This is a genomic window from Syntrophobotulus glycolicus DSM 8271 (assembly GCF_000190635.1).
GTDB classification, from domain to species: domain Bacteria; phylum Bacillota; class Desulfitobacteriia; order Desulfitobacteriales; family Syntrophobotulaceae; genus Syntrophobotulus; species Syntrophobotulus glycolicus.
In genome coordinates this window covers 1,027,068-1,049,734 of record NC_015172.1, presented here as the reverse complement: position 1 = coordinate 1,049,734, position 22,667 = coordinate 1,027,068, and the positions used below count along the sequence as shown (strand labels likewise).

18 protein-coding genes and 1 pseudogene are annotated in these 22,667 nt (G+C 48.3%); 13 read left to right on the top strand and 6 right to left on the bottom strand.

Translation table 11 applies throughout. The features are described 5' to 3' along the window. Positions 1-76 precede the first annotated feature (76 nt). Both proA and SGLY_RS05335 read right to left on the bottom strand, forming a co-directional pair. Positions 77-6,055, bottom strand: coding sequence for an anti-phage protein ProA (gene proA, locus SGLY_RS05340; RefSeq protein ID WP_013624256.1), 5,979 nt, complete (start codon positions 6,053-6,055; stop codon positions 77-79). A gap of 60 nt (positions 6,056-6,115) precedes the next feature. Continuing rightward, the gene (locus tag SGLY_RS05335; RefSeq protein WP_013624255.1) at positions 6,116-7,348 is read right to left on the bottom strand and encodes an exonuclease domain-containing protein; all 1,233 of its coding nucleotides are present in this window, start codon (positions 7,346-7,348) and stop codon (positions 6,116-6,118) included. A 721-nt stretch (positions 7,349-8,069) separates the two neighbouring features. On the opposite strand from SGLY_RS05335, the gene SGLY_RS05330 reads away from it, so the two are divergent. From SGLY_RS05330 to SGLY_RS05320, 3 genes are all read left to right on the top strand, one after another. Continuing rightward, positions 8,070-8,666, top strand: coding sequence for an SLOG family protein (locus SGLY_RS05330; RefSeq protein ID WP_013624254.1), 597 nt, complete (start codon positions 8,070-8,072; stop codon positions 8,664-8,666). 116 nt (positions 8,667-8,782) lie between these two features. Further along, positions 8,783-9,136, top strand: a complete 354-nt coding sequence (locus tag SGLY_RS05325) for a helix-turn-helix domain-containing protein (RefSeq protein ID WP_013624253.1) — start codon at positions 8,783-8,785, stop codon at positions 9,134-9,136. Continuing rightward, positions 9,133-9,588, top strand: coding sequence for a response regulator (locus SGLY_RS05320; RefSeq protein ID WP_013624252.1), 456 nt, complete (start codon positions 9,133-9,135; stop codon positions 9,586-9,588). Before SGLY_RS05325 ends, SGLY_RS05320 begins: the two co-directional genes overlap by 4 nt. A gap of 75 nt (positions 9,589-9,663) precedes the next feature. Here SGLY_RS05320 and SGLY_RS05315 read toward each other — a convergent pair whose 3' ends face one another. From SGLY_RS05315 to SGLY_RS18245, 3 genes and pseudogenes are all read right to left on the bottom strand, one after another. Further along, positions 9,664-10,149: a VanZ family protein gene (locus tag SGLY_RS05315; RefSeq protein ID WP_052298614.1), complete on the bottom strand. Its 486-nt coding sequence runs from the start codon at positions 10,147-10,149 to the stop codon at positions 9,664-9,666. A gap of 27 nt (positions 10,150-10,176) precedes the next feature. Beyond that, a complete protein-coding gene (locus SGLY_RS05310) occupies positions 10,177-10,524 on the bottom strand; it encodes a DUF4180 domain-containing protein (RefSeq protein ID WP_013624250.1) in 348 nt (115 codons plus the stop codon). Continuing rightward, positions 10,521-10,652 (bottom strand): annotated as a pseudogene (locus SGLY_RS18245) (DUF2200 family protein); the annotation flags it as partial. The pseudogene SGLY_RS18245 and the gene SGLY_RS05310, both read right to left, overlap by 4 nt. Before the next feature lie 464 nt (positions 10,653-11,116). On the opposite strand from SGLY_RS18245, the gene katG reads away from it, so the two are divergent. Then, positions 11,117-13,309, top strand: a complete 2,193-nt coding sequence (gene katG, locus SGLY_RS05305) for a catalase/peroxidase HPI (protein ID WP_013624249.1) — start codon at positions 11,117-11,119, stop codon at positions 13,307-13,309. Positions 13,310-13,601: 292 nt separating this feature from the next. Here katG and SGLY_RS05300 read toward each other — a convergent pair whose 3' ends face one another. After that, a complete protein-coding gene (locus SGLY_RS05300) occupies positions 13,602-14,744 on the bottom strand; it encodes a TolB-like translocation protein (RefSeq protein WP_242822981.1) in 1,143 nt (380 codons plus the stop codon). Between the two features lie 420 nt (positions 14,745-15,164). Between SGLY_RS05300 and SGLY_RS05295 the strand changes: the two genes are divergently transcribed. From SGLY_RS05295 to SGLY_RS05255, 9 genes are all read left to right on the top strand, one after another. Continuing rightward, on the top strand, positions 15,165-15,728 hold the full coding sequence (locus SGLY_RS05295; RefSeq protein ID WP_013624247.1) for an RNA polymerase sigma factor: 564 nt from the start codon (positions 15,165-15,167) through the stop codon (positions 15,726-15,728). A 68-nt stretch (positions 15,729-15,796) separates the two neighbouring features. Further along, a complete protein-coding gene (locus SGLY_RS05290; RefSeq protein ID WP_013624246.1) occupies positions 15,797-16,684 on the top strand; it encodes a DUF4367 domain-containing protein in 888 nt (295 codons plus the stop codon). 4 nt (positions 16,685-16,688) lie between these two features. Continuing rightward, positions 16,689-17,126: a hypothetical protein gene (locus SGLY_RS05285; RefSeq protein WP_013624245.1), complete on the top strand. Its 438-nt coding sequence runs from the start codon at positions 16,689-16,691 to the stop codon at positions 17,124-17,126. A gap of 321 nt (positions 17,127-17,447) precedes the next feature. After that, positions 17,448-17,663 (top strand): response regulator transcription factor, encoded by a 216-nt coding sequence (locus tag SGLY_RS05280; RefSeq protein WP_041444669.1) that lies wholly within the window; start codon positions 17,448-17,450, stop codon positions 17,661-17,663. Between the two features lie 403 nt (positions 17,664-18,066). Beyond that, entirely contained in the window at positions 18,067-18,579 is a 513-nt protein-coding gene (locus SGLY_RS05275) for a hypothetical protein (RefSeq protein ID WP_013624244.1), read from the top strand. A gap of 4 nt (positions 18,580-18,583) precedes the next feature. Beyond that, the gene (locus SGLY_RS05270; protein WP_013624243.1) at positions 18,584-18,946 is read left to right on the top strand and encodes a hypothetical protein; all 363 of its coding nucleotides are present in this window, start codon (positions 18,584-18,586) and stop codon (positions 18,944-18,946) included. Between the two features lie 187 nt (positions 18,947-19,133). Next, on the top strand, positions 19,134-19,442 hold the full coding sequence (locus SGLY_RS05265) for a hypothetical protein (RefSeq protein ID WP_041444667.1): 309 nt from the start codon (positions 19,134-19,136) through the stop codon (positions 19,440-19,442). A 153-nt stretch (positions 19,443-19,595) separates the two neighbouring features. Further along, positions 19,596-21,566, top strand: coding sequence for a hypothetical protein (locus tag SGLY_RS05260; protein ID WP_041445072.1), 1,971 nt, complete (start codon positions 19,596-19,598; stop codon positions 21,564-21,566). Next, entirely contained in the window at positions 21,563-22,171 is a 609-nt protein-coding gene (locus SGLY_RS05255) for an ATP-binding cassette domain-containing protein (RefSeq protein WP_013624238.1), read from the top strand. The genes SGLY_RS05260 and SGLY_RS05255 overlap by 4 nt, the downstream gene beginning before the upstream one ends. Positions 22,172-22,667 lie beyond the last annotated feature (496 nt).

The following is a 22,667-nucleotide window of genomic DNA, read 5'->3' as shown; positions in this document are numbered from 1 at the left end:
ATCAATTTTTTGCTTTTGAGTAATCAGCTTTACCTTCAATCTGAACTTCCCATTATTGCTATAGCACACATAACCCCTACTCCCTCACCACAACCCGTCCCCCATCATCCACCGCCACATACCCCTTTTTCACACCCGCTTTTATCCCGGCCTGAATAATCTCCTCCATCGCCGCGCTCCCCCTGGCGAATCCAAACAGCTTATACACTTCCTTCACCAAATCTTCCTGCGATAAACTGATCTGATTGGTCAGGATATCTTTCACAGCGTTTGCGATTTCCGCCGTCGGAATATCCTCCATATCCCTGCGCGTACCATTGCTTCCGGGAATACGAAACAGCCCATAGCTTTCCGGTTCTTGTTCCTTACTCCAATAGAAGGTTATCCCGCGGGATTTCGTCCGCTTGAAACGGCCTGCTTGCAGGAGTTCCTCGAACCTTCTCTCCAGCCTCGTTCCCATGCGGGAAATGCCCCAGGCGTTTAAGAGTCGTTTCCCTAAAAGGCTCTTGCTGATCGGAGCTTCGCTGGATAAGATTTGCTCGATTTGGGACAAAATCAGCTTGTTATGCTGAGGCAGGCAGAAATCATCGGCACTGCCGCCGGTAGTTTCCAGCGTACAAGAATGGTACGTCAGTTTATCGGAGCTTGCCGCCTCATTCCGGTGACCGGCGCTTGTCTTGTTGTAATTGTCAACATAGCTATCCTTTTCACCAAAGCTGCCGTCGTTATTGCCGCTGCCTTTTTCATACCTATCCCCTTCCGCTTCTGTGCCGGAAGCATACTGCCGGAATTGGGGCGATACCATCACTTCGGCCCGGGGATTCGCGCTCTCTTCCTGCCGGGGAACTTCCCCGATCTCATCCGAAATTCTTTCTCCCGCCAGCGCCTTCTCCACCGCTGCTTTGATCTTCGCCACTTCCTGATCCGCATTCTCCCACCAGTCCAAAACCCACAGGCGGTGGATATACCATCCCAGAGCTTGGAGAACACTGTCCTGCAGGATATTGCGGTCTCTGGCCGTTTTGGCGTTTTTATAATTGGGGCCGTCGCACAGGATGGCCAGGATATATTCATCCTTTTTCTGCGGATGCACGATGCCGATGTCGATCTTATATTCCGAACTGCCGATATGGGTATGGACTTCGTACCCCAGGGTTTTCAGCCTGGCGGCGATCAGTTTTTCCAGGGTGCCGTTCTCCTGAGCGGTATTGCCGGGTTTTGACGGCAGGGCGCTCTTGCCTTTTTGGGCGAAGCTGAGGAAGGCTTTCAAACCGGCCACCCCTTCGGCTCGGGTCTTGGCCAGGTCGATCTGCTCCGGCTGCAGGGTGGAGAAGACCATCATTTGATACCGCGCCCGGGATACGGCCACATTCAGACGCCGCCAGCCGCCGTCCCGGTTGAGCGGGCCGAAATTGAGGGCGACTTTGCCGTTCTGGTCCGGGCCGTAGCCGATGGAGAACAGAATAACGTCGCGCTCGTCGCCCTGGACATTCTCCAGGTTTTTGATAAAGACCGGTTCCTCGGCCCGGTTGTTCCGTTCTTCCAGCTCGGGACTCACGGCGAAGGCCTCCACCAGCAGATCGTCGATCAGGTTCTGCTGCACGGCGCTGAAGGTGACCACCCCGATACTGCGGCGGCGGAGAACGGGGTCTTGAAGCCTGCGTATGATCTCGGCCACGACGGCCTGGGCTTCGGCTTTGTTCTGCTTGCTGCCGCCCCGGTCATAGTAGCCGGCCACCGGGATGAACTGCACCTCCGATACCAAATCATTGGGGGAGGGAAAGGCAAACAGTTTGTTATCGTAATACTGCCGGTTGCTGAAGGCAATCAGGCTTTCATGCCGGGAGCGGTAATGCCAGAGCAGGTGTTCCTGGGGCATGGAGAGGGCCAGGCAATCGTCCAGAACGCTTTCCAAATCTTCTTTTTCAAAATTGTCCTCGTCGAAGCGGTTAGCATTGAAAAAGTTGGTGGGCGGCAATTGTTTGGGGTCGCCGACCACGATCAGGTTATGCCCGCGGGCCATGGCGCCGACCGCTTCACAGGTCGGCATCTGGGAAGCTTCGTCGAAGATCACGAGGTCAAAGGGCGGATAGGCGGGGTCGATATACTGGGCCGCGGAAATCGGGCTCATCAGCAGGCAGGGGCAGATCTTGCGCAGCAGGTTGGGGATCTGGTCGAAGAGCCGGCGGATGGACAGCATACGGCCGTTGCTGCGGATGGCCCGCTGCAGAATGGAGATTTCCGAGGAATTGGCATAGCTGGCGGCGGCGGACGGTATTCTGGCCGACAATCTGGCCGCCAGTTCCTGTTGGGTCAACTGTTCAAATTCGGCGCAGGTTTGTTTGTAGCGGGCGATTTTTTCGGCAAAGAGTTCCCCGTTAAAGACCCCCAGGCAGGCTTCCCGGTCCAGGACATGGGTGGCGCAGGCCAGCGCGGTGGCCCGGTAAAAGGCCGGCAGCAGGGTGTCCGCTGTTACCGTCCCCTGTTCATAGGCCGCAACCACGGGGTTTAGACCGATTTCCGCTGCTTGGGCTCTGACAGTCAAATAGGCGCACCAATTGCGCAGGCCGTCCAGGTGCTGTTCCCAGGCGCGGACCTTTGCTTCCATCCACTGCAGCCAGCTTTCTCCGGTATTTTCCGCTTCGGCCGCCTGCAGCCGGGTAAAATCGATCCCGGCGCTGCGGGCAAGGCTTTGCTGCAGGGAGAGCAGCCTTGCAAACTGGGAGCCGACCGTGTCCAGCAGCTCTTTGTTCCCGGTTTGGAACTGGGGTAAATCGCCGGCTGCCGTCTTGAGCAGTTTGGACAGCAAATCCTGCCGGTGGCCAGGGTCGTCACAGAGCGCGGCAAGCAGGTCCCGGACTTGGAGCGCCTGAGCATAGACCGCGGCGATACTCTCCCAGTCCGCTATGCCCTGCTGCCAGAGAAGGCCGAATAATTCCTGGAACGTCACGGTATGTTCCGCCACGGTCCGGACCATGGCCTGGTATTCCGCAATCATCCCCAGCACGTCCGGCGCCTGTTCTTTTTTCAGCTGGGCCGGGCGCAAAGCGTGCATCTTCAACATCTTGGCCACCTTATTGTAGCCGAGCAGTTTGGGTAAAAACCAGCTTCCTTCCGCCAGGCGCCACTGCTGAAGGGCGGTTTCCTGGTCAAAGTTCAGGATGGAGGCTGAGAAATCCAGTAGCAGCTGTTTTTCCAGGCTGTCCCGTTTTTGCCCGCAGGCACAGACCTTGTCGACCGTATCCCGCAGGGAAGGCAGGTCCGGGTGTTCCAGCAGTTGGCCCGGAAAATAGCGCGCTCCCGCCAGCAGTTCCAACAACCCTGCCGCGGCGGCCACCTGGGCGTAGGTCCGCAGGGGCGGGAGTTCCAAGATGCCGCCGGCTGCCGCCAGCGCGGTACGCAAGGCCGCCAGGGCTTCCCGGTATGAAGCAAGGTCCCGGGCGATTTCCAGTTTGGTGTTTTGGAGAAAGGTACGGACCGTAAATTCCCCGAGCGGATTGCGGTATACGCCGCCGCAGGCTGCGCCCGCCGTTTTCAGCTCACGCACCAGGTCCGTCCAGGCCGTATAGAGCTGCGGCGTGAGAGCGGCCGCCTGTTGCGCGGAAATCTGGATTACTTGCGGCACCTCCTGATACTGTTCAAAACGGACCAGCGCCTCGTATAAGGAAAAACCGCAAGGCCGCTGGCGGTGAATGGCTTCCACCACTTCATTCAACTGCCGGCGCAGCGCCTGCAGGCGGTCCGCTTTTTCCTGATAGGCTTCCGGAGCGTTAGTTTTGCCGAGTTCCAGCACGTGCTGGAGCTGGGCCAGAACATCCTTTTTCCTGGCTTTGTTGGAGTGCAGTTCGAGACAAAACGGCCCCAGGCCAATGGCGGCCAGCCTTCTTTGGACGACGGAAAGGGCGGCCATTTTCTCGGCAATGAAAAGCACGGTTTGGCCCTGAAAGAGGGCGTTGGCAATCATATTGGCGATGGTCTGGGATTTCCCCGTACCCGGAGGACCGTGCAGGACAAAGCTGTTCCCCTGCCCGGCCGCGCAAATGGCCGCTAACTGCGAGGAATCGGCGCTGAGGGGCACGGCAAAATCCGCCGGCGCAAAGGCTGTGTCCAGGGTGCCGGGCGCCGGAAAAGCAGAGGCGGGTTCCCATTCCATTTGGCCGGACAGTAGGCTGGCGGCGATTTTATTTTTCTTTAAATCCTCCGCCCGGTTGCGGAGGTCATTCCACATAATGAACTGGCTGAAGGAAAACAAGCCGATAAAGGCCAGTTCCTCCACGTCCCAGCGGGATTTCTGCATGACCGCCTGACGGACGGTATGAAAGACCCGCTTGAGATCGATCCCGCTTTCATCCGCGGGCAGCGGGTCCAAGCCGCCGATGGTCAAGCCGAAATCCTGGCGCAGCATTTCCAGGAGGGTAATGTTCATTTGAGGGTCCTCGTCGCGCAGGCGGATGCAAAACCCTTTTTTGGCCGCTTTGCGCGCCAGTTCGATAGGAATCAGGACCAGCGGCGCGTAGCGCTCTTTTTCACTAACGTCGGTTTCGTACCATTTTAAGAAGCCCAAAGCTAAGTAAAGGGTATTGCTGCCGTTCTCTTCCAGGCTGATTTTCGCTTGTCGGTACAAATGAGTGACCCGGACGGCAAGCTCTTCCTGCTCCAGAAAGGTCCGCAGCCGTTTCTGGGCAAACTCGGTACGGGCCAGGTTATCCAAGGCGTCGGCTTGCTGTTCGATGGCATAAATCTTGGCGTCCCGCAGGCTGTTGACCCAGTCCTGGGGTTTCTCCAGGATTTCAAATTCCTGGCCGCCGGCCAGGGCGTCTTCCAGCTTGTTCAGCTTGCCCGCCATGAGCTGGATGGCGTTTCTGGTCACCCGGAAATTGACCAGGGTATTGCGCAGGCTGAGGTCCAGGAGCTTGCGTTCCCAGATTTGCCGCCGGGATACCTCCACCCGAGCCACATCCTCGATCTTGTCCAAAACTTCCAGGGCTGCGGGCGCTTGGGCCTCCTGCCGGTCCGCAGGAAGGTCTGCGGCGGAAACCGCGGCTTCGCCATACGGCACTCTTTGGGGTATGGGCCGGATACCACTTCCGCGGGTTCGTTTGATATCGAGAAAGAACTCAAATTGATCCCGCTCGGTCAGATGTCTGGCGCCGGCTTGCACCGCCTCGTCGAAAGAGATGTTTTTCCCCGCTACCAAACAGGTGCATTCCACCAGGCAGATTTCGTGAATGCCTTCCGCCGTTCTTTTGGTCAAAAGCGAGATATCGTCCTGGACGCATTCCGCAAAGCACTGGTCTTCCAGCCAGCAGCCGATAAAAGCGTGTCCCTGCTGGAAGATCAGGATGGGATTGAGCCCGGCGGCTTCCAGGCAGCCGGCATAAAAAAGGGACAGATCCAGGCAGGTCCCCATTTTTTGCCGGATCAAGGTATCGCCAAGCCTGATGCGCTGCCCGGCCGGCTCAAAGCTGGCGGGTGGCAGACAATAGGCGATATTTTCATTTTGCAGGGCCGCATAGATGGCCGCAATCTGCATTCTTACGGTGTTGGGATTGCGGCTTTGATAAGCGGTAAAGGACGGGTTGCCGGTCCATTCCTGCAGGAAGCGGTTCGCTTTGGGCAGAATTTCCTGAACGGCAGGATGATTGGGCGTGATAAAAGCGGCGGTGATTTCCGGCAGGATTAAGGCGCCGCTCCACTCATCATGGGCCAGAACGGTGATCTGCCCGCTCAACGAAGCGATGTCTTCCTGATTTTTTCTGACCGCGATCACCAGCGTTCCGTTGATTTTTTCCGTCAGGCCGGACAGGAAGTGATACGATAACTGAAGATCGACAACGCCCAGTTCCACGGTCTGACCGGCGGGGATCACGGAAATTGTCGTTTTCCAGGCATAGGCAAACTCCGGCTCGGAAGCGATATGGACTTCGATCTCTTCCAGATCCTCTTCCGACAGATTTTTTAAAATGCATTTTTGAATGACCGGAACGTGATTATGCTGCATGGCGAAGTTGACAACTTCACTGTAGACGCAGTCCAGTTCGATTAATTTTGTCACAGCGGTCCATTCCTTTGCAAAAGTGTTGCGGCAATAATTATCGATGATGGATCAATCCTTTCAGGAGAATTGAACGCCCAACATATTCCAGAAAGCTTGCTCAGCCATAATATTGACATTGTACTGCCTGGCTTTTTTGGCCTTACCGGACATCGAATCGGAATCGGCAGCCACTAAGAAGTCCAAATCTTTGGTCACACCGCTTTTAATAATCAATCCATACTCCAACGCCAAAGCATGCGCTTCTTCACGGGTAAGCGGCCGGCCTTCTTTCATGGTTTGGAGTGTTCCGGTAAAACAGACGGACTTGCCCTTACAATCCTTTTTATAAAATTCTCGTGTGGATGTATTAGTTTTACCCGTAATTATCATCTGGTTCAGCTCTTCTTGGTCGATATCCAGTATACAGGCTACATTACGGAGATCTTGCAGTTCAATGTCAGTAAGGATACCGTCTAAAAGAGCAATTCTCACTAAGTTTGTCAGATAAGTATGATGAAAAGATATGACTGTCTGCTTTGATAACTTTTTGACCTCAGCAAAATGAAACAAGGCTTCTGTTTCCAACTCAGTAATCTTTCTGTCAGTCAGAATGTCATCAAGCAAATTCAGGTATTCCAAAAATCCTTCTTCACCGCAAGAGAAGTTGGGCAATCTCTCAATCAATCCGCTGATATAGTTCTTTTTCTCTCGATTTTCGTATTGCTGCCTCCTGTATTGAATCTGGTTTACAGGAAGAGCCGGCCAAAGAATGTGCTCCTGAATCTCCTTTTCTTCCAAGATTTTAATGCCGTGTTTCTTCAATAGGGTTTGAAATAGTACGGCTGTCGCATAGCAGTCAAAATAGGCGGCATGTTTATGTTCAAGTGGAATATCAAAATAGGAGCAAAGCGCCTCAAGCTTTCGGCAAGGCAGATCAGGCTCAACCTTTCTCGTGAGATGGAAGGTGCAGGACATTTGCGGTTCAGGGATTTCAACCTTTAATCTGCGAAATTCATGCTTGATAAACCGATAATCGTAAGCAATATTATGACCGATAATGTGTTTCCCAGCCAAGCAGTGAATAATATCACCGGCAATATCCTTAAATTTCGGTGCCTCAGAAACCATGCCCGCCGATATTTTGTGAATATGGGTAGGACCCAAATCTCTGTCCGGGTTGACCAACGTTTCATACTGATCGGCGATTTCTCCCTTGGAATTGAGTATGATGATGGCGACTTCAATAATCCTGTCATGTTTTTCCGGGAACAGACCTGTGGTCTCAAGGTCCAGAACAGCATACTCCGGCATAAATATTCTCCCCTCTCTGGATAATAGTCTTTAATAATTGGCAATCGATTCAAACTAAAAAAGCATTTCAATCCAGAATTTTTCTTAGTTCCTGAACATATTAGCGTTCAACTGTCTCGGTCTGAATATCCACCATCGAGGCAAATCCCACTTTGTTGGTCCTCTCTCGTCGTTTCATTCAGCATTTATATCTACTGGTTAAATTCACCATTTTCGATATTATTCTCTTTATTTTTATCAATTCCTGTTTATTTTTCAAAATAAACCAAAAATTTATGACAATAAATAACTCCTTATACTCAGAGATAAATTGCTTTTGTCCCAAATCTCTAAATATAAGGAGAACTCGTCAATGCCATTTATGAAAGATTTGACCTATGACCTTCAGGTCTGATAAACAGCATATTATTAAAATGATTGAATGAGGCGAATTGTGTTTATTCGTCGACGTCTGGCTAATCTAAAGAATATATCCCCTTCATCTGTCATTTCATCAACGTAATACGGACTATCAGGAAAACATTAAAACAAAATCAAAAATAAAAATCTTGAAAACCAAACACCGCATACTCCTAAACGACATTAAATGACTCTAAGGGTTATCTTTGAACGGAATTGTATTTTATTGATATTCTTCCTGCTAAAATCAAACCAAAAGCAAGAACATCTCTCTATGCTGAAGGTTTTTTTAATTTTAGGATATTTTTGTGAGGTGATCCCCATGCCCGCCCCCAAAACCTGCGGCTTCACCGGCTACCGCCCTGCCAAACTCCCTTTCCGGGATAACGAGCACAGCATCCCCTGCGTCCATTTGAAGCTCTTGCTCTACACCGAAACAGAAGCCGCGGTCAAAGACGGATATACCCGTTTTATCTGCGGCTTTGCCTTGGGATCGGATACCTATTTTGCCGAGGCGGTGATCGCTCTGCGCGAACGTTACCCGGAGATTACCCTGGAAGCCGCCCTGCCCTGCGAGACCCAGGCCAACCGCTGGCTGGACCGCCCCTTACCCTCCATGGCGCCGCGGCATTCGTCCATCCATGGACGTCATGGGGACCGGGACAGGTATTTCAGTCTCCTTGCCCAGTGCGATAAGGAAACCTGTATCAGCCGGAACTATCATAAGGGCTGTTACTTGGAACGCAACCGGTACATCGTCCGCCAATCCCAGCGGCTGATCGCCGTTTTCGACGGCCAGCCCGGCGGGACGATGTTTACCGTCAACCGGGCCAAAGCCAGAGAACTGGAACTGGCTGTGATTAATCCAAGGACCTTCCGAATCGAGCGGAATTTCCAAAAATCCGGGCATTGTCTATGACACATTTATCACAAACCTCCCTTTAGTATTCTTAGAGAATCTATCAGGGTATTCTTTATGCTGATTTTAAAGTCGCTGCGTATTCTTTAAGATTACGGTAAGGGAGGCTGGCAGAAATGGAGTTGGATCGAAAAAGGCTGGGCGGGGCCATTAAGAACGCCCGTTTGGAAAATAACCTGACCCAGGAAGAACTGGCTGAGCTGGCCGACATTGCCACCGTCCATATGAAACAGCTCGAAGCGGGAAGCAGAAACCCGTCGATTGAGGTCCTGTATAAACTCGTCAGGCTCCTCAACTTATCTGTCGATGCGGTGTTCTTTCCCGAAAGAGCGGACGGCAGGGAGCTCCAGCATAAAATAGAACGCAGGTTGAATCACTGTTCCCCGCACGAATTAAACATGATTTACAGCACCATTAATGAATTGCACCGGATACTGTCCTCGACGAAGGCCAACAGGGGGCAGCCGTGAAAGTTGCCCGGACGGCGCAGGCTGGACCGGTCAGGCTTGCGCCAAATCATTTCGGGAAGGAGTTGTTGCGTGTGAATATCGCCTTATGTGATGACGGTCCGGCCTTGCGCAGAATGATGGAGGCCATGATCCACAGCTACGAGGTCAAGAATACGGTCCGGTTCCGGATCTGCCACTTTGACAGCGGCGAGGAGCTGCTGGAGAAATTCCTGGAAAAGAAAACCCGCTTCGAGCTTATTTTTCTGGACCAGTGTATGAAAAAGCTCTCCGGGGTTGAAACGGCGCTGTGTATCCGGGAATATGACCCGGCCTGCACTATCGTATTTTGCACGGCATCTGAGGTTCTGGAGCAATTCGCGGCCGTCTCTCCCCTGACCGTCCTCAGCAAACCCGTCAAAATGGGGGATATTTTTGCTGTTCTGGATAAGGTTTGGGCTGAACGCCGGAATTAGCGCAGAGGTTATATCCCTCACCGACGATGCGCGTTGTCTTGCGGACGCCGCTTGCGCCTTTGATATCAAATTCAATCATCTAATGATCATAAACCCTAAATTCAACTGTCCCCAAAATATGAACGACACCGCCATGTACACTTCAAACAATGTCATTAAAGCGCAAACAACAAGCGTTACAATCTGCTCGCGCTTTCGGAAAATCCGCGTTAAAACCAAGAAAGCCAAAATTCCAATTATGCCGCCTAATGTGTTCATCAGCAGGTCAGTCACATCACTGCGCCCGACCGCCAACACGAACTGAACAACTTCAAGTGCGAGACTTGCTAATGGGATGATCAACACTAACTTCGGCAAAGACAGCTTTCTCAGAGAAGCGGCGACATAGAAGCCAAACGGTGCAAAGACAGCTATGTTAAACTGCATCTCCCATCGGGTGTTGTTATTGAACGGCAAGATATTAAAAACTCGTTCCCCACCGCCGACGAAAGGCACTCCGCACTTCCAAAGCACCGCCCATATGAGGAATAGTGTATAGGCTATTCCCATGCCGAAAATCAAACAGTTTAGGCATCTCCGCATCCCTGTTTACCTCAACTTTTCTATCGCTTCCTGTTCAGTCGTCACAAAAAACAGGTGCTTGCCGTTGTTGCACTCGTACATATAGTCACGGAGCGGCTTGCTTGTGTATTTCGAGAAATCGCCGACAATCGCTACGCTAAAATGGTAGTTGACGAACTTCTGCACGACCTCCCCCGCAAAGCCGGTTGATAATTTGAAGAAATCTTCGCTTATTGCTTCTTTGTTAACCACCATTTTTGTGACGCCCTGCTCATAATAAACAGTCGCTGTCAAGTCGAGAGCGGACTGCCCATCCGTGATGAGCGGCTCTGTGCTGTTCATAACAGCTATGCCGTCGATAATTTTCGTCTTCATTGTCTCAACACCTTCTCCATTACCTTGCCCTTTCCCAGTTCGTCGACCAGCTTGTCGAGCCATCGGATTTTTTGCATCAACAGGTCTTTGATGTCCTCGACACGAACACCGCAGACCACGCCTTTGATTTTTTCGGCAGAGTGTTAAATGCTTACTTTCTTAAGTATACCATATTTACATCCCGTTTCCTCTATATTCCTTCCGATTTCTCTCTCTTATCTATCTTGCCTATTCCCTGATATTCTCTTATTCTTCAATATCAATGTCAAGCAGTGTCTTGCCCCCCCATTACACTCCATCCAACAGGCAGATTGCTTTAGCCAATACCCATTTATTCTCCAAGAGTCCCCCACCCCTGCTGTTAAATCATTCGCAATTTTCTCATATTTATATTGTGAATTCTTTCCTCAGACCATATAATGAAATTGGAATGATTCCGATCTGATATTGTTTATTCTGTTTGACTCACGCTACATAAGCCAGTCCGTTCTCCGGCCTTCATTTTCCGGAGCAAGGAAGGAAACCCCGGCATAAGACACCGGTTGTGTTATGCCTGACCTCATACTATATTTTGCAGGGGAGGAAAAACGTGATGCAAGAAGAAAGCAGATGCCCCGTGACGGGCAAAACCAGAAGCGCCGCCACAGGCGGGGGTACGTCAAACAAGGATTGGTGGCCAGACCGGCTGAACCTGAAAATCCTTCATCAGAACTCTGACTTAAGTAATCCCATGGAACCGGAATTCAACTACGCTGAAGAATTTCAAACACTTGATCTGGCGGCTGTGAAAAAAGACCTTTATGCTTTAATGACCGACTCCCAGGATTGGTGGCCCGCTGATTACGGGCATTACGGACCTCTTTTCATCCGGATGGCCTGGCACAGCGCGGGCACCTACCGCCTGGGCGACGGGCGCGGCGGCGCGGGCAGCGGGACACAGCGCTTGGCCCCCCTCAACAGCTGGCCGGACAATGTGAACCTCGACAAGGCCCGCCGCCTTCTCTGGCCGGTCAAACAAAAATACGGCAGAAAAATTTCCTGGGCTGATCTGATGATCCTTGCCGGCAACTGCGCCATCGAGTCTATGGGCTTAAAAACCTTCGGCTTCTCCGGCGGGCGCGAGGACGTCTGGGAGCCCGAAGAGGATATCTACTGGGGCTCTGAGACCGAGTGGCTCGGCGACAAGCGCTACTCCGGCGACCGGGATCTGGAGAATCCGCTGGCCGCGGTACAGATGGGCCTGATCTATGTCAACCCCGAAGGACCGAACGGCAACCCCGATCCGGTGGCTTCCGGCCGGGACGTGCGGGAGACCTTCGCCCGGATGGCGATGAATGACCAAGAAACCGTCGCTCTCGTCGCCGGCGGGCACACCTTTGGCAAATGCCACGGCGCCGGCCCCGCCACCCATGTCGGACCGGAACCTGAAGCCGCTCCCATCGAAGAACAGGGCCTCGGCTGGAAGAGCAGCTTCGGCAGCGGCAAGGGCGGCGATACGATCGGCAGCGGTATCGAGGGAGCCTGGAAGCCCAACCCGACGACCTGGGACATGGGCTATCTGAAGGTACTGTTCAAATATGAGTGGGAACTGGTCAAGAGTCCCGCCGGCGCGCACCAGTGGCTGGCCAAGGATGTGGCCCCCGAGGACATGGTGCGTGACGCGCACGATCCCTCCAAGAAACACCGCCCGATGATGACCACGGCAGACCTTTCCCTGCGCTACGATCCGGTCTACGCACCGATCGCCCGCCATTACCTGCAAAACCCGGCGGAATTCGCCGATGCTTTCGCCCGCGCCTGGTTCAAGCTGACCCACCGCGATATGGGGCCGCGTTCCCGCTATCTCGGTCCTGAGGTTCCCTCCGAGGAACTGATCTGGCAGGACCCGGTACCGGCGGTCGATCATGAATTGATCAACGAACAGGATATCACCGGTCTCAAAAATAAAATCCTGGCTTCCGGCCTGTCCGTCTCCCAGCTGGTCTCCACGGCCTGGGCCTCGGCCTCCACCTTCCGCGGCTCCGATAAACGCGGAGGGGCCAACGGGGCCCGCCTCCGTCTCGCTCCCCAGAAGGATTGGGAGGTCAACCAGCCGGCTCAGCTCCGTACTGTCCTGCCGGTCCTGGAAAAAATCCAAACAGAATTCAACAGCGCCCAATCCGGCTCGAAGCGGGTTTCCCTGGCCGATTTGATCGTCCTGGGCGGCTGCGCGGGGATCGAGCTGGCCGCGAAGAATGCCGGCAGCCCGGTATCCGTTCCCTTTAGGCCGGGACGCACCGATGCCGGACAGGAACAGACCGACATCAACTCCTTCGCGGTGCTGGAGCCGAAAGCAGACGGGTTCCGCAATTACCTGAAAACCAAATTTACCATACGGGCAGAGGAGCTTCTGCTGGACCGCGCCAATCTCCTGACCCTGACCGCTCCGGAGATGACTGTTCTGCTCGGCGGCCTGCGCGTCCTCAACACCAATTACGGACAGTCTCCGCACGGCGTTTTCACCGCCAGACCGGAGGCGCTCAGCAATGACTTTTTCGTGAACCTGCTCGACATGTCCACGATCTGGAAACCCTCCTCCGATGAAAATATCTTTGAGGGACGCGACCGCGCGACAGGCGAGCTCAAATGGACCGGCACCCGCGTTGACCTCATCTTCGGTTCAAACTCCCAGCTCCGCGCCGTCGCGGAAGTCTATGCCTGTGCCGACGCTCAGGCTAAGTTCCTCCGGGACTTCGTGGCCGCCTGGAATAAGGTCATGAACGCCGATCGTTTCGACCTGGCCTGACCTGTCATTTGAACCTTCTGCTTTGCTTGCGTCCGAATTGCAAAATTCCCGCAAACTAAATTTTCCCTCTATCCCCTTCCGGCGGTAACCTTCCGACACGCAGGAGCATAAGTTATACAGGCGGGGAAACCGGATGGGATTATAGGCAAAAGATTTGACTGCTCCTTTAATTGGGAAAAACTGCCAAGAATATGGCACCAACTATTTTGATTAATGGTTGGTGCCATGTCTTATGCCGTTGAAAGGAAAATACAGTCTGTCTCCCTCTAAGCCCGCGCCTGAATCAAGGCGTTTATTTTTCGCGGATCAGATAGTTTTTACTGAAGGATTGGTAAATAATTGTCCTGCCATCAGGAGAAATGATCACCGCCCCATTGGGCCGGGATAAATTCCTGGCCCGGATTCCATAAGAACCGGCGGCAGCATCATAAACGCACAGGTTCACTGTCCCTTCCGTCGTCCCGCCCCAGACATCCCAGTCAATCGGCTGATCCGCCGCTGCCGCGATGACCCAGTTGTATTGGAGGTTTAAATACCAGGCAATATTACTCAATTTCAGGAAGATGATCTTATTCTTCGTGTAATCGACCACTCCGAGGGTACCCGGGGGACCGTGATCATCATCAAGGTAGGTAAACCCACAGTAATCACCGGAGTCCCGATAGGGATCAACAAAAACTTCATTGTCCCCGATATAAGTTTTCGTTGTCGCTTTGTCCTGAATGTTATAGGTTATCACCGCACTGCCCTGATGTTTTTCGACCTGATCAAAAGCTCCTAAAATCAGGTTGTCGTCGTCAACCCAACCAGCTCTGTATACTCCCTCAAAGGGCAGCGCCGATACTTCCTTCAAATCAAAATCAGTCAGGATACACTTCCACGTAGTATTATCCACAAGGGCAATTTTCCCGGTCCGGGGATTGGCAACGATGTCACAGGCTTCATATTCCTGATGCTCCTGTTTCCAAGAGGCGAAGGAAATTTCGGTCTCAATCCGGTCATCTTTGATGGATATTACCCCCAGATTATCGGCGAAACTAAAATTGGAAGCATTTTCTCTGAACAGATTTCCGGCACCACCCTGAACCGGAAAAAGCTTATCTTTTTGCCCGGTCCGGAGATGATAGCGGCAGACCCAGGGATTCTGGGAATCCTCCGCTCTCTCGCGGTAAAGGAAGCTGTCATTATCCACAAAACGAATCGGGACCCAGCCAGTGCCTTCAATCCCGCCGAAATCTTCCGTCAGGTAGGCGGAGGACTGATCTGTCAGCGGGGGATCAGTCCGGTGCTCCAAAGCAAATTCTTTGCTGAACGTACGGGATTCCCCCCCGGTCACCGCCTGCTCCGGCGTTATCCGCTGCTCGACAGGAACACTGCCGCAGCCGGAAAAAAGGAGAACGGCAGAGAGGAGAAAAGGGAAATACGTTTTTTTCAAAAAGCCACCTTCTTTCATGATTTTTCTCCGGACTGATCCGGGCGTCCGATCACAGGGATGAAGATCAGGGCAGGTTTAACATTTTATCCTTTTTTTTCTATGATTTACTCGTATTTATCATAGACAATAATGGTAATGAACGCAACCACTTCCTCCGTACTGTCCTGAAATATTTATTTAACCCTTCAACATTTTAAAGGATTAAAGCCGAATCTTGTCATCACTTCCCAGTAGTATAACACTTCTCGGTTGTCACCCTCAAAAACGGCTTGTCACTGAATGCCCAGAGAAATTGTCCTTTCGCTTGGTCAGTGAAAATAGCCTACAAAAAACTTAATTGATCTTCAAACCTGCCTCAGACAAAATAAGGTGTCAAATCTTGTAAAATGATGTAAAATCAAGTAAGAGGAGGGGGTTTATTTGTGGCAGTGGAATCGCAAAAACACTGATCCTTTTTATGAGGATTTATGCAATACGTATTTTCACCGGATTTTTTTGTATTGCCGAAGGCTGATCAAAGGGCAAGAGCAACTTTCAGACTTTGCGGAAGAATGTACGCAGAGCACATTTCTGGAAGCCCGGAAACAGATCTCAACATTAAAAAACCACCCGAATGTGGAAGGATGGCTGTATACCACGGCGCGCAACCTGATCAACAATTCATATAGAAACATGTACATAAAAAAAAGGCGCGAGGTCAGTATCGATGATAAGATCACCGGAGCTTTGCCGGAATTGGACAACAAATTGGAGGAGCTTTTTGCCGCCACGCTCGACCCGGATGAAATCAGTGCTCAGATATTAAGAAAGCTCAAGCAGAGTGAGTATGACCTGTACTTGGACTATTACAAAGGGAGGCTGTCCGTCCCGGAGCTTTCCCAAAAATATGACATTTCGGCCACCGCTATGACGACCCGGATTTACCGTCTGAAGAGAAAAATAAAAGAGATCGTCCGCGCTTATTTTGCTGAAAATGAAATTTAAAAATTTTTTTGAAAATCACATGTGATTTTCGATAACTTATGCAATGTATATAGTGAAGGGAGAAAGTCATGGAGCAGAAAACGAATCATTCTTATCCCCCCGGCCCAAGCAGCGATAAAGAGATGATCAAAACAATACTGTCCGAAAAGGAGAGTGATGCGATTGTAAAAGATAAGCTGTATAGGATTTTATACGAAGCGTCGTCAGCCGATGCGGTAAGCATGGATACCGACCTGATCGCTGAATGTGTAAAGACGCTTGACCTGATTGAAGGCAAAGCGGAAGAGCTTTCCGAAGAAAAAGTGCAAGCCATGCGCCTCAATATTGACCGGAGATATGAAGACTGGCGCCTCAGCCAGCGCAAAATCCAATGTAAAAAACGGGCTGCCCAAATTGCGGCCTGCCTTGTTCTCGTTTTCTTTACGTCGTCCGTTGTCGCCAGTGCGTTTGGTTACAATTTCATCCAATCTGTGGTTCAGTGGGGGAAAGATACCTTCAATTTATCTACTCAAAATCACTCAAACGAGCAAAACGGCGATGCCAATATTGTCCAAAGAAAAACCTATAGCAGTATCGGAGAAGTGCTGAAGGATCTTCCTGCCACACCGCTGTTCCCTAAATGGCTTCCTGATGGTTTTACCTTTAAGTATGCCGAGAGCTTTACCCGCTTGGATAACACGAACGTTTTGCTCTATTACCAGGATGCTGCCGGTAAATTTCTTGTTTTTGACCTTAACATCTATGAGGATGGTAATGCAGCAGCAGAAAATATTAACTTTGAAAAAGATGAAAAACCGGTTGAAATCTACGAAAAAAACGGGGTAAAACACTATATCCTGAGTAACCTTGGCCAAGTTCAGGCCGTTTGGAATGATTCCATTGTTGTGTATAGTATCAGCGGCGATGTCTCGGCAGGTGAAATGAAAAAGATCATAGATTCGATGTATGGAGGTTAAATCTATGTTATGTAAAAAAAAGATGATTGCACTGCTTTTTACCGTTATGCTGTGTATGCTGGCTTCCCCGCTGGCTTCTTATGCAAGTGCCGGGAATGTTCAAGCCCCCAAGGCAAGTTTATATATCCGGTCCACAAGTGTAAGTACAAAAGCAATGGGCAATGGGACAATTTTGCTGAAAAATAAATTAGATGCCACAAGGATCGTCGACCAACTTGGAGTCAAAACCATAGAAGTCCAAACCTTAAAAAATGGTTACTGGCAGTCTATCTATACAATAGTCAGAAATGATTATCTCTACAATAGCGGTACCTATATTTATGATTGCTACTATTATGGAACGCCCGGCACACAATACCGGAGTTATGTTGAGTTTTACGTTGCCGATAACGGAGGATCAGAAACGAAGATTGTTACTTCAAATCCAGTGACCGCGTATTGACATAAATGTTTGCAAAAGCCGTACTGCTGTTTTTCATAAACGGTAGTACGGCTTTTTCCTATATTTAATCAGGCCTCATTCGGTAAAATAGGTTAATTTGTCGTAATTTGATTGAAAATTATTCTTTTAAAAGGATGTGATTTTGCCCGTTTAATGCAATGTATATCGTGAAGGGAGAAATGAACAGATAAATCTCAAATCAAAATGAAAGCCAATCACGTAGAACGAAAAAAACAAGCGCAGACTATGTTAATCTTCACTGCACTATGAGACTGGTGTCACTCCCAGAAAGTTCGATGTCAAAAAAAGGAGAAACAGGCTATGGTTCATAGAAGTGCTCCGTTTTTTCTGTTAAGTGATCAACAGATTACTATTATTAAATATTTGTCGAATGGTTTGACGGTTAAGCAAATAGCATCAAAAATGTATTTGAGTATAAATGGCGTAAATTATCACAAGAGACAAATTTTTGCGAAATTAGATGCAAAGACTTCTACCGAAGCTATATCAATTGCAAAATCAAAAGGGATTATTTAGAGCAAAATATTCCCAATACTACAAATAGTTGTAGTTACAAATGAAGAAAAATGTTATAAACTCAACTCAAATATTCCTTGCTGTTGCCTTAATGAAGAATAAAACAAACTGAATGTATCTTTGTCTGATATTAAGGCGTCGTTGCGTTATCCAATTAACTGACGAATTAGCATAGAGCTGTGGTTGTCGCTTCCAGAATAGAACCAGTCGGGAGAACCCGCCAAGTACGAAATCAATCCACAGCGCAGACTACATTTTAACCCATATTGGGGAGAAAGATAATGGAGCCCGTCTCCGGACTCTATTATACAAGGTGCTAAAATGAAAACTTAAAGTATTATGAAAATTAACGACAAGCTGAGCATTGTAAAATTTGATGATAATGAAAGGTGTGTAGTGGTAAATGAATAAAAAGAATATTAAAAAAATTGCAATAGGTACGAGCAGTATGTTCGCCTTATTCGTTGCTCTATTTGTGGGAAGCATTGCTTATGCAAGTAATGTACAACACTCACAATTAGAAATGGATAAAGAAGTTAAAGCTAAAAATTTAGAAGTACAACAAAAAGTTAAAGATTCAGCTATTAAAACTTTTGATATAGATAATGAAAAATATAAAACATTTTTTTGGGAGGATTTGTCTGACACTGAAAGTAGTACTGCTAATGACAGTCTTACTACCAGTAGTTTGCAATCAGATGCAAAAAACAAAGTACTGGCTGCTAATTTTATGTTAGGAGAAGAACATATTCTTAAAAAAGGTGATAAACTTCCAGTTTTTTTCTTTGAAGATAATAAAGATGAAGTTTTAGTAGCAATTAAACACAAGGATGGAAATATATCTCTTATTAAATATGATGTATCAAAACAATATCCAACTAAAACTGATCGTATAGATAAGAAGGAGGTAGAATAAAATTATGAAATCCAAAAAATATAAAGTGATTGCATTGACACTAATTGTATTATGTTTATATGCAATTCCTGTGTATGCGTATTCTTATAAAGGTGTTTCTGCCTTTACTAATCTAAGTTCATATGTAGGTGGTTATTCATATACTTCAGGCTCCGGTACCCAATCTGTTAGTGCACATTCACAGCTTTGGTGTGATGGTGAACTAATGGACTCGGATGAGGACTATGGACCTGATTGGGCTCAGGCAGATGTAGGTCATAATGCCAATAGATCACAAACCCATTATTGGTCGATTCTTGGTACGCATAGAGCAAACGGTGCTTACGGTTACAAAACAAGTAGTGCTTATTATACTTTTTATTACTAAACCAATGATGTTATCCTATTTAAAATTATATGGAAGCATTGAATTTATTGAATGATTAAACGATGCTCGAGGGTGTATCCTGAACTCTGTGAAAACTCCAAGATTGACGTCCCGATACTCTTGAAATGGATTTTTTCTCATCCGTCAATCGAATAAAGTCTACAAAACGGGGAAGTCCAACGATCATATGAAAGATACGGGAAGCGCACCGTCAGAAATGCAAGCAACAGGGATAATTGTATGGGGGCTATGGATCATCAAACGGTCTAGCTACTGGCTTTGTGGTATTGCCAGGCGAGCTACGTTGAATAATCTTCATGCCGGTTCGACTCCGGCCTCGGTACCAGAAGCAATCGCTCTTAAAGCTGTGATACAAGCGGATTTAAGGGCTTTTTTCTTTCCCGGCGGCGCTTTTCTTGCTGACTGGGAAACCCTCAAAAATATGAATCAGAATGACATAACGCCGTTTGCATTGCGTCATTTTCCGGTAAAATAGGTTAATTTGTCGTAATTTGATTGAAAATATATTTCTTTATAAGAGGTGATTCTACCCGTTTAATGTAATGTATATCGTGAAGGGAGAAATGAACAGATAAATCTCAAATCAAAGCCAATCATGTAGAAACAAAAAGCAGAAGGGTTTTGTATGATGAAGAAAATAAAACTGATCATCATATACCTGTTAATCACCATAGGCTTTATTTTTAACGGGGAATTATTCATTCTTTATCTGGACGGCTTTCAAGAATCCTACTACCAGTCAGGATTTGATTTTGTGAATCGGCAAGCCGTTATCGGGGAAAAAGAAGTCATCCAGGATTTTCTCAATGCAGGAAAGGAGTACGATGTCGATTTCTTTTTTCTGGATATTACGTTTATCTCGGCATACAAAAAAGAGATAACGGTATTCGGCACGCCGAACGCCTTGAAAACCCTGCAAGCCAAGGGGATTCCTGAAGGAAAGTATAACAGCCTTTTTATGGGAGAAACACAAGTCAAATACGAGGATTTCAGTAATATTAAGACTATTGAAAAGTTCAAAGACTGTTATTACATTGGCGATCCATCTCACCAGGAAGCGATGCGCCTATTCAAAGCGAGCCTGATCGGTAAATACGGAGGCGGACTCCCGAATTTGTTCAGCTCCGATCAAGAGACCTGGCTGAATCTATTTTCAGTTTGGTCGATCATTTTCGGCCTGATCCTGCTGTTGACGATTTATGAAATCATCAGCCTGAAGAAGGAAATCATGGTGCGGATCACCCTTGGGGAGGATGTAAAAGCCCTTTTCGGCAAAAATGCTTTGGCTGATCTCGCTATCCTGGCCGGCGCCTTTATCAGCATACCGTTCCTATTACGCCCCTTCTCCAATGTCTTTTTTAAGATTGAAGCCCTGGCCCTGGCCTTTCTGGTGTTCATGATAGCCAATACCCTGATCAACGCGGCAATTTTGCGCGTTAACTTGAAAAAGGATATCGCGGCCAGACGCTCCGGCGGCGGACTGCTTACAGCCAACTATATCCTGAAAACCGTCACCACCATACTCACCCTCATTGTCCTATCCAGCAATTTCGCGATACTGGTTCAAGGGTATCTGATGTACAAGCAATCTGATTTTTTTTCCGAACATAAGGATTATAAATACTACCAATTGAATTACAGGGTGGACAATCACTTAGGCAAAACAACATCAGATGACGAAACGATGAATCAGGAATTCTATCAACGATTTCAAAACTATTCCTTGCAATACAACGATTTGACAGCTGAGTTGAGCAGTCCTTACCCTGTTATCCTAATCAATAGAAATTCGTTTGAAGAAATTTTAAGAGTGAACAATGCCTTGGCTGAGACGGTCGAAAGCGCGGACGATGATTATTATATCCTTATCCCGTCCGGTATATCAGAGGATTCACAAGAATATGCGATCGCGAAAGAAATATTCACTGGTTTGTTTGGTCGAAATATAAGTCTTAAAACCAAAGTATATCATGACGATGTAAGTTTAGTGGGCATTCATAACATGGTGGACAAGTATGTAAGCAGGCCAATGGCAAACCCGATCATATTATTCAATAATACGCTTCAACAAATTGATGAAGATCAGGCAGACAATGCTATGTACTATGCCTATAGTACAATGTACAATATCCCCGAGCAGGACTTCAATAATTTTATCACGGAGTATCAGCTGTCTGATCAAATCACGGTAAAATCCAATGCCCTGGATGTCTATGAATACAATTGGACGATGATCTCACGCAATATGAAATTGGTCGTGATTTTGTCGATCTTCTTGCTGGCGCTGGAACTGGCGCTGATCAGTTTTATTCTCAAGCTGGAGTATCAGTTCAACGCGATGGAACTGGCGCTGAAAAAAGTCCTGGGCTACTCATTTTTTGCCAGAAACAAACGGTTAATCCTGATTACATTCGTCGTTTTTCTGCTGAGCTTATTCCTGGCGTTTTTGCTGAAAGGACTTTTAGGGATTGCCGAGGGGGCTGATCTGATCTGGGGAGGGCTGATTTTGCTGGCGCTTGAGTCAGGATTTATCGCCAAGAAGGCAAGCGCGATGGAAAAAGCCAATATCCCGGCCATTCTGGAAGGAAGGATATTATGATTGAAGGAATTGATATCACCAAAAAGTTTGATGGTCTGACTCTCTTTCAGGATTATAATTTTCTGATCGAGGATCAGGAATTCGTCTGCTTTTCCGGTGCCAGCGGAACGGGAAAGACCACCTTATTAAACATGATCGGCTTAATCGAGCCGATTGACGCCGGAAGCTTAAGAATCAATGGAATCGAGTACACGACCAATAAGCAGAAACTGGAGTATTTCCGCTCTGTCGCCGGGTTTATCTTTCAAAATTTCGCGCTGATCGAAAGTAAAACAGTTGAACAGAACCTTGAGTTGATCAGGCAGGGCAGCCGCACCAATCATACGATTGAAGAAGTGCTGGAAAGAGTCGGGTTAGAAAGCAAACTGCATAGCAAAGTCTATACCCTGTCCGGCGGAGAGCAGCAGCGGGTAGCATTGGCCCGTTTATTTCTAAAAAAATGCCAGATCGTTTTAGCGGATGAACCGACAGGATCGCTGGACGCCAAAAATGCTCAAATCATTATGGATATTCTGCTTTCACTAAATGCCGAAGGGAAAACCGTCATTATCGTGACCCATGATCAAAAAATTAAAGATAAGGCCCAGAGAGTGATCGAACTATAAATTTTGCTTTGAACGTATGCTAAGGCAGGGTCATGTACAAGTCAAGGTGAATAATTATCGTATTGCAATAAATCTTCGTATTTGAATCATACATGAGCTTTCAATTTGATTAGATTGAAAGCTCATGTACTTTAGTCATAATATCAATGAGTTTGAGAGTCTTCAGCTACGATATCTCTGATATGGAGACATTCCTCCGCTCAATATTTGCCACAATTAAGCAGAAGGGTTTTATCAAATAAAACTGATCGTCATATCCTTGTTAATCATCATAGGCTTTCTGTTTAACCTGTCTAATATTCTTACTATTGATGAGGACTATGGACCTGATTGGGCTCAGGCAGATGTAGGTCATAATGCCAATAGATCACAAACCCATTATTGGTCGATTCTTGGTACGCATAGAGCAAACGGTGCCTACGGTTACAAAACAAGTAGTGCTTATTATACTTTTTATTACTAAACCTTAGATTTTATATAACAATATTACATCATT

Excerpts from the sequence above, each read along its gene's own strand:
- SGLY_RS05335 (WP_013624255.1), bottom strand. The coding sequence starts at position 7,348 with ATGCCGGAGTATGCTGTTCTGGACCTTGAGACCACAGGTCTGTTCCCG.
- SGLY_RS05330 (WP_013624254.1), top strand. The coding sequence starts at position 8,070 with ATGCCCGCCCCCAAAACCTGCGGCTTCACCGGCTACCGCCCTGCCAAA.
- SGLY_RS05325 (WP_013624253.1), top strand. The coding sequence starts at position 8,783 with ATGGAGTTGGATCGAAAAAGGCTGGGCGGGGCCATTAAGAACGCCCGT.
- SGLY_RS05310 (WP_013624250.1), bottom strand. The coding sequence starts at position 10,524 with ATGAAGACGAAAATTATCGACGGCATAGCTGTTATGAACAGCACAGAG.
- katG (WP_013624249.1), top strand. The coding sequence starts at position 11,117 with ATGCAAGAAGAAAGCAGATGCCCCGTGACGGGCAAAACCAGAAGCGCC.
- SGLY_RS05290 (WP_013624246.1), top strand. The coding sequence starts at position 15,797 with ATGGAGCAGAAAACGAATCATTCTTATCCCCCCGGCCCAAGCAGCGAT.
- SGLY_RS05285 (WP_013624245.1), top strand. The coding sequence starts at position 16,689 with ATGTTATGTAAAAAAAAGATGATTGCACTGCTTTTTACCGTTATGCTG.
- SGLY_RS05280 (WP_041444669.1), top strand. The coding sequence starts at position 17,448 with ATGGTTCATAGAAGTGCTCCGTTTTTTCTGTTAAGTGATCAACAGATT.
- SGLY_RS05275 (WP_013624244.1), top strand. The coding sequence starts at position 18,067 with ATGAATAAAAAGAATATTAAAAAAATTGCAATAGGTACGAGCAGTATG.
- SGLY_RS05270 (WP_013624243.1), top strand. The coding sequence starts at position 18,584 with ATGAAATCCAAAAAATATAAAGTGATTGCATTGACACTAATTGTATTA.
- SGLY_RS05265 (WP_041444667.1), top strand. The coding sequence starts at position 19,134 with ATGAAAGATACGGGAAGCGCACCGTCAGAAATGCAAGCAACAGGGATA.
- SGLY_RS05260 (WP_041445072.1), top strand. The coding sequence starts at position 19,596 with ATGAAGAAAATAAAACTGATCATCATATACCTGTTAATCACCATAGGC.
- SGLY_RS05255 (WP_013624238.1), top strand. The coding sequence starts at position 21,563 with ATGATTGAAGGAATTGATATCACCAAAAAGTTTGATGGTCTGACTCTC.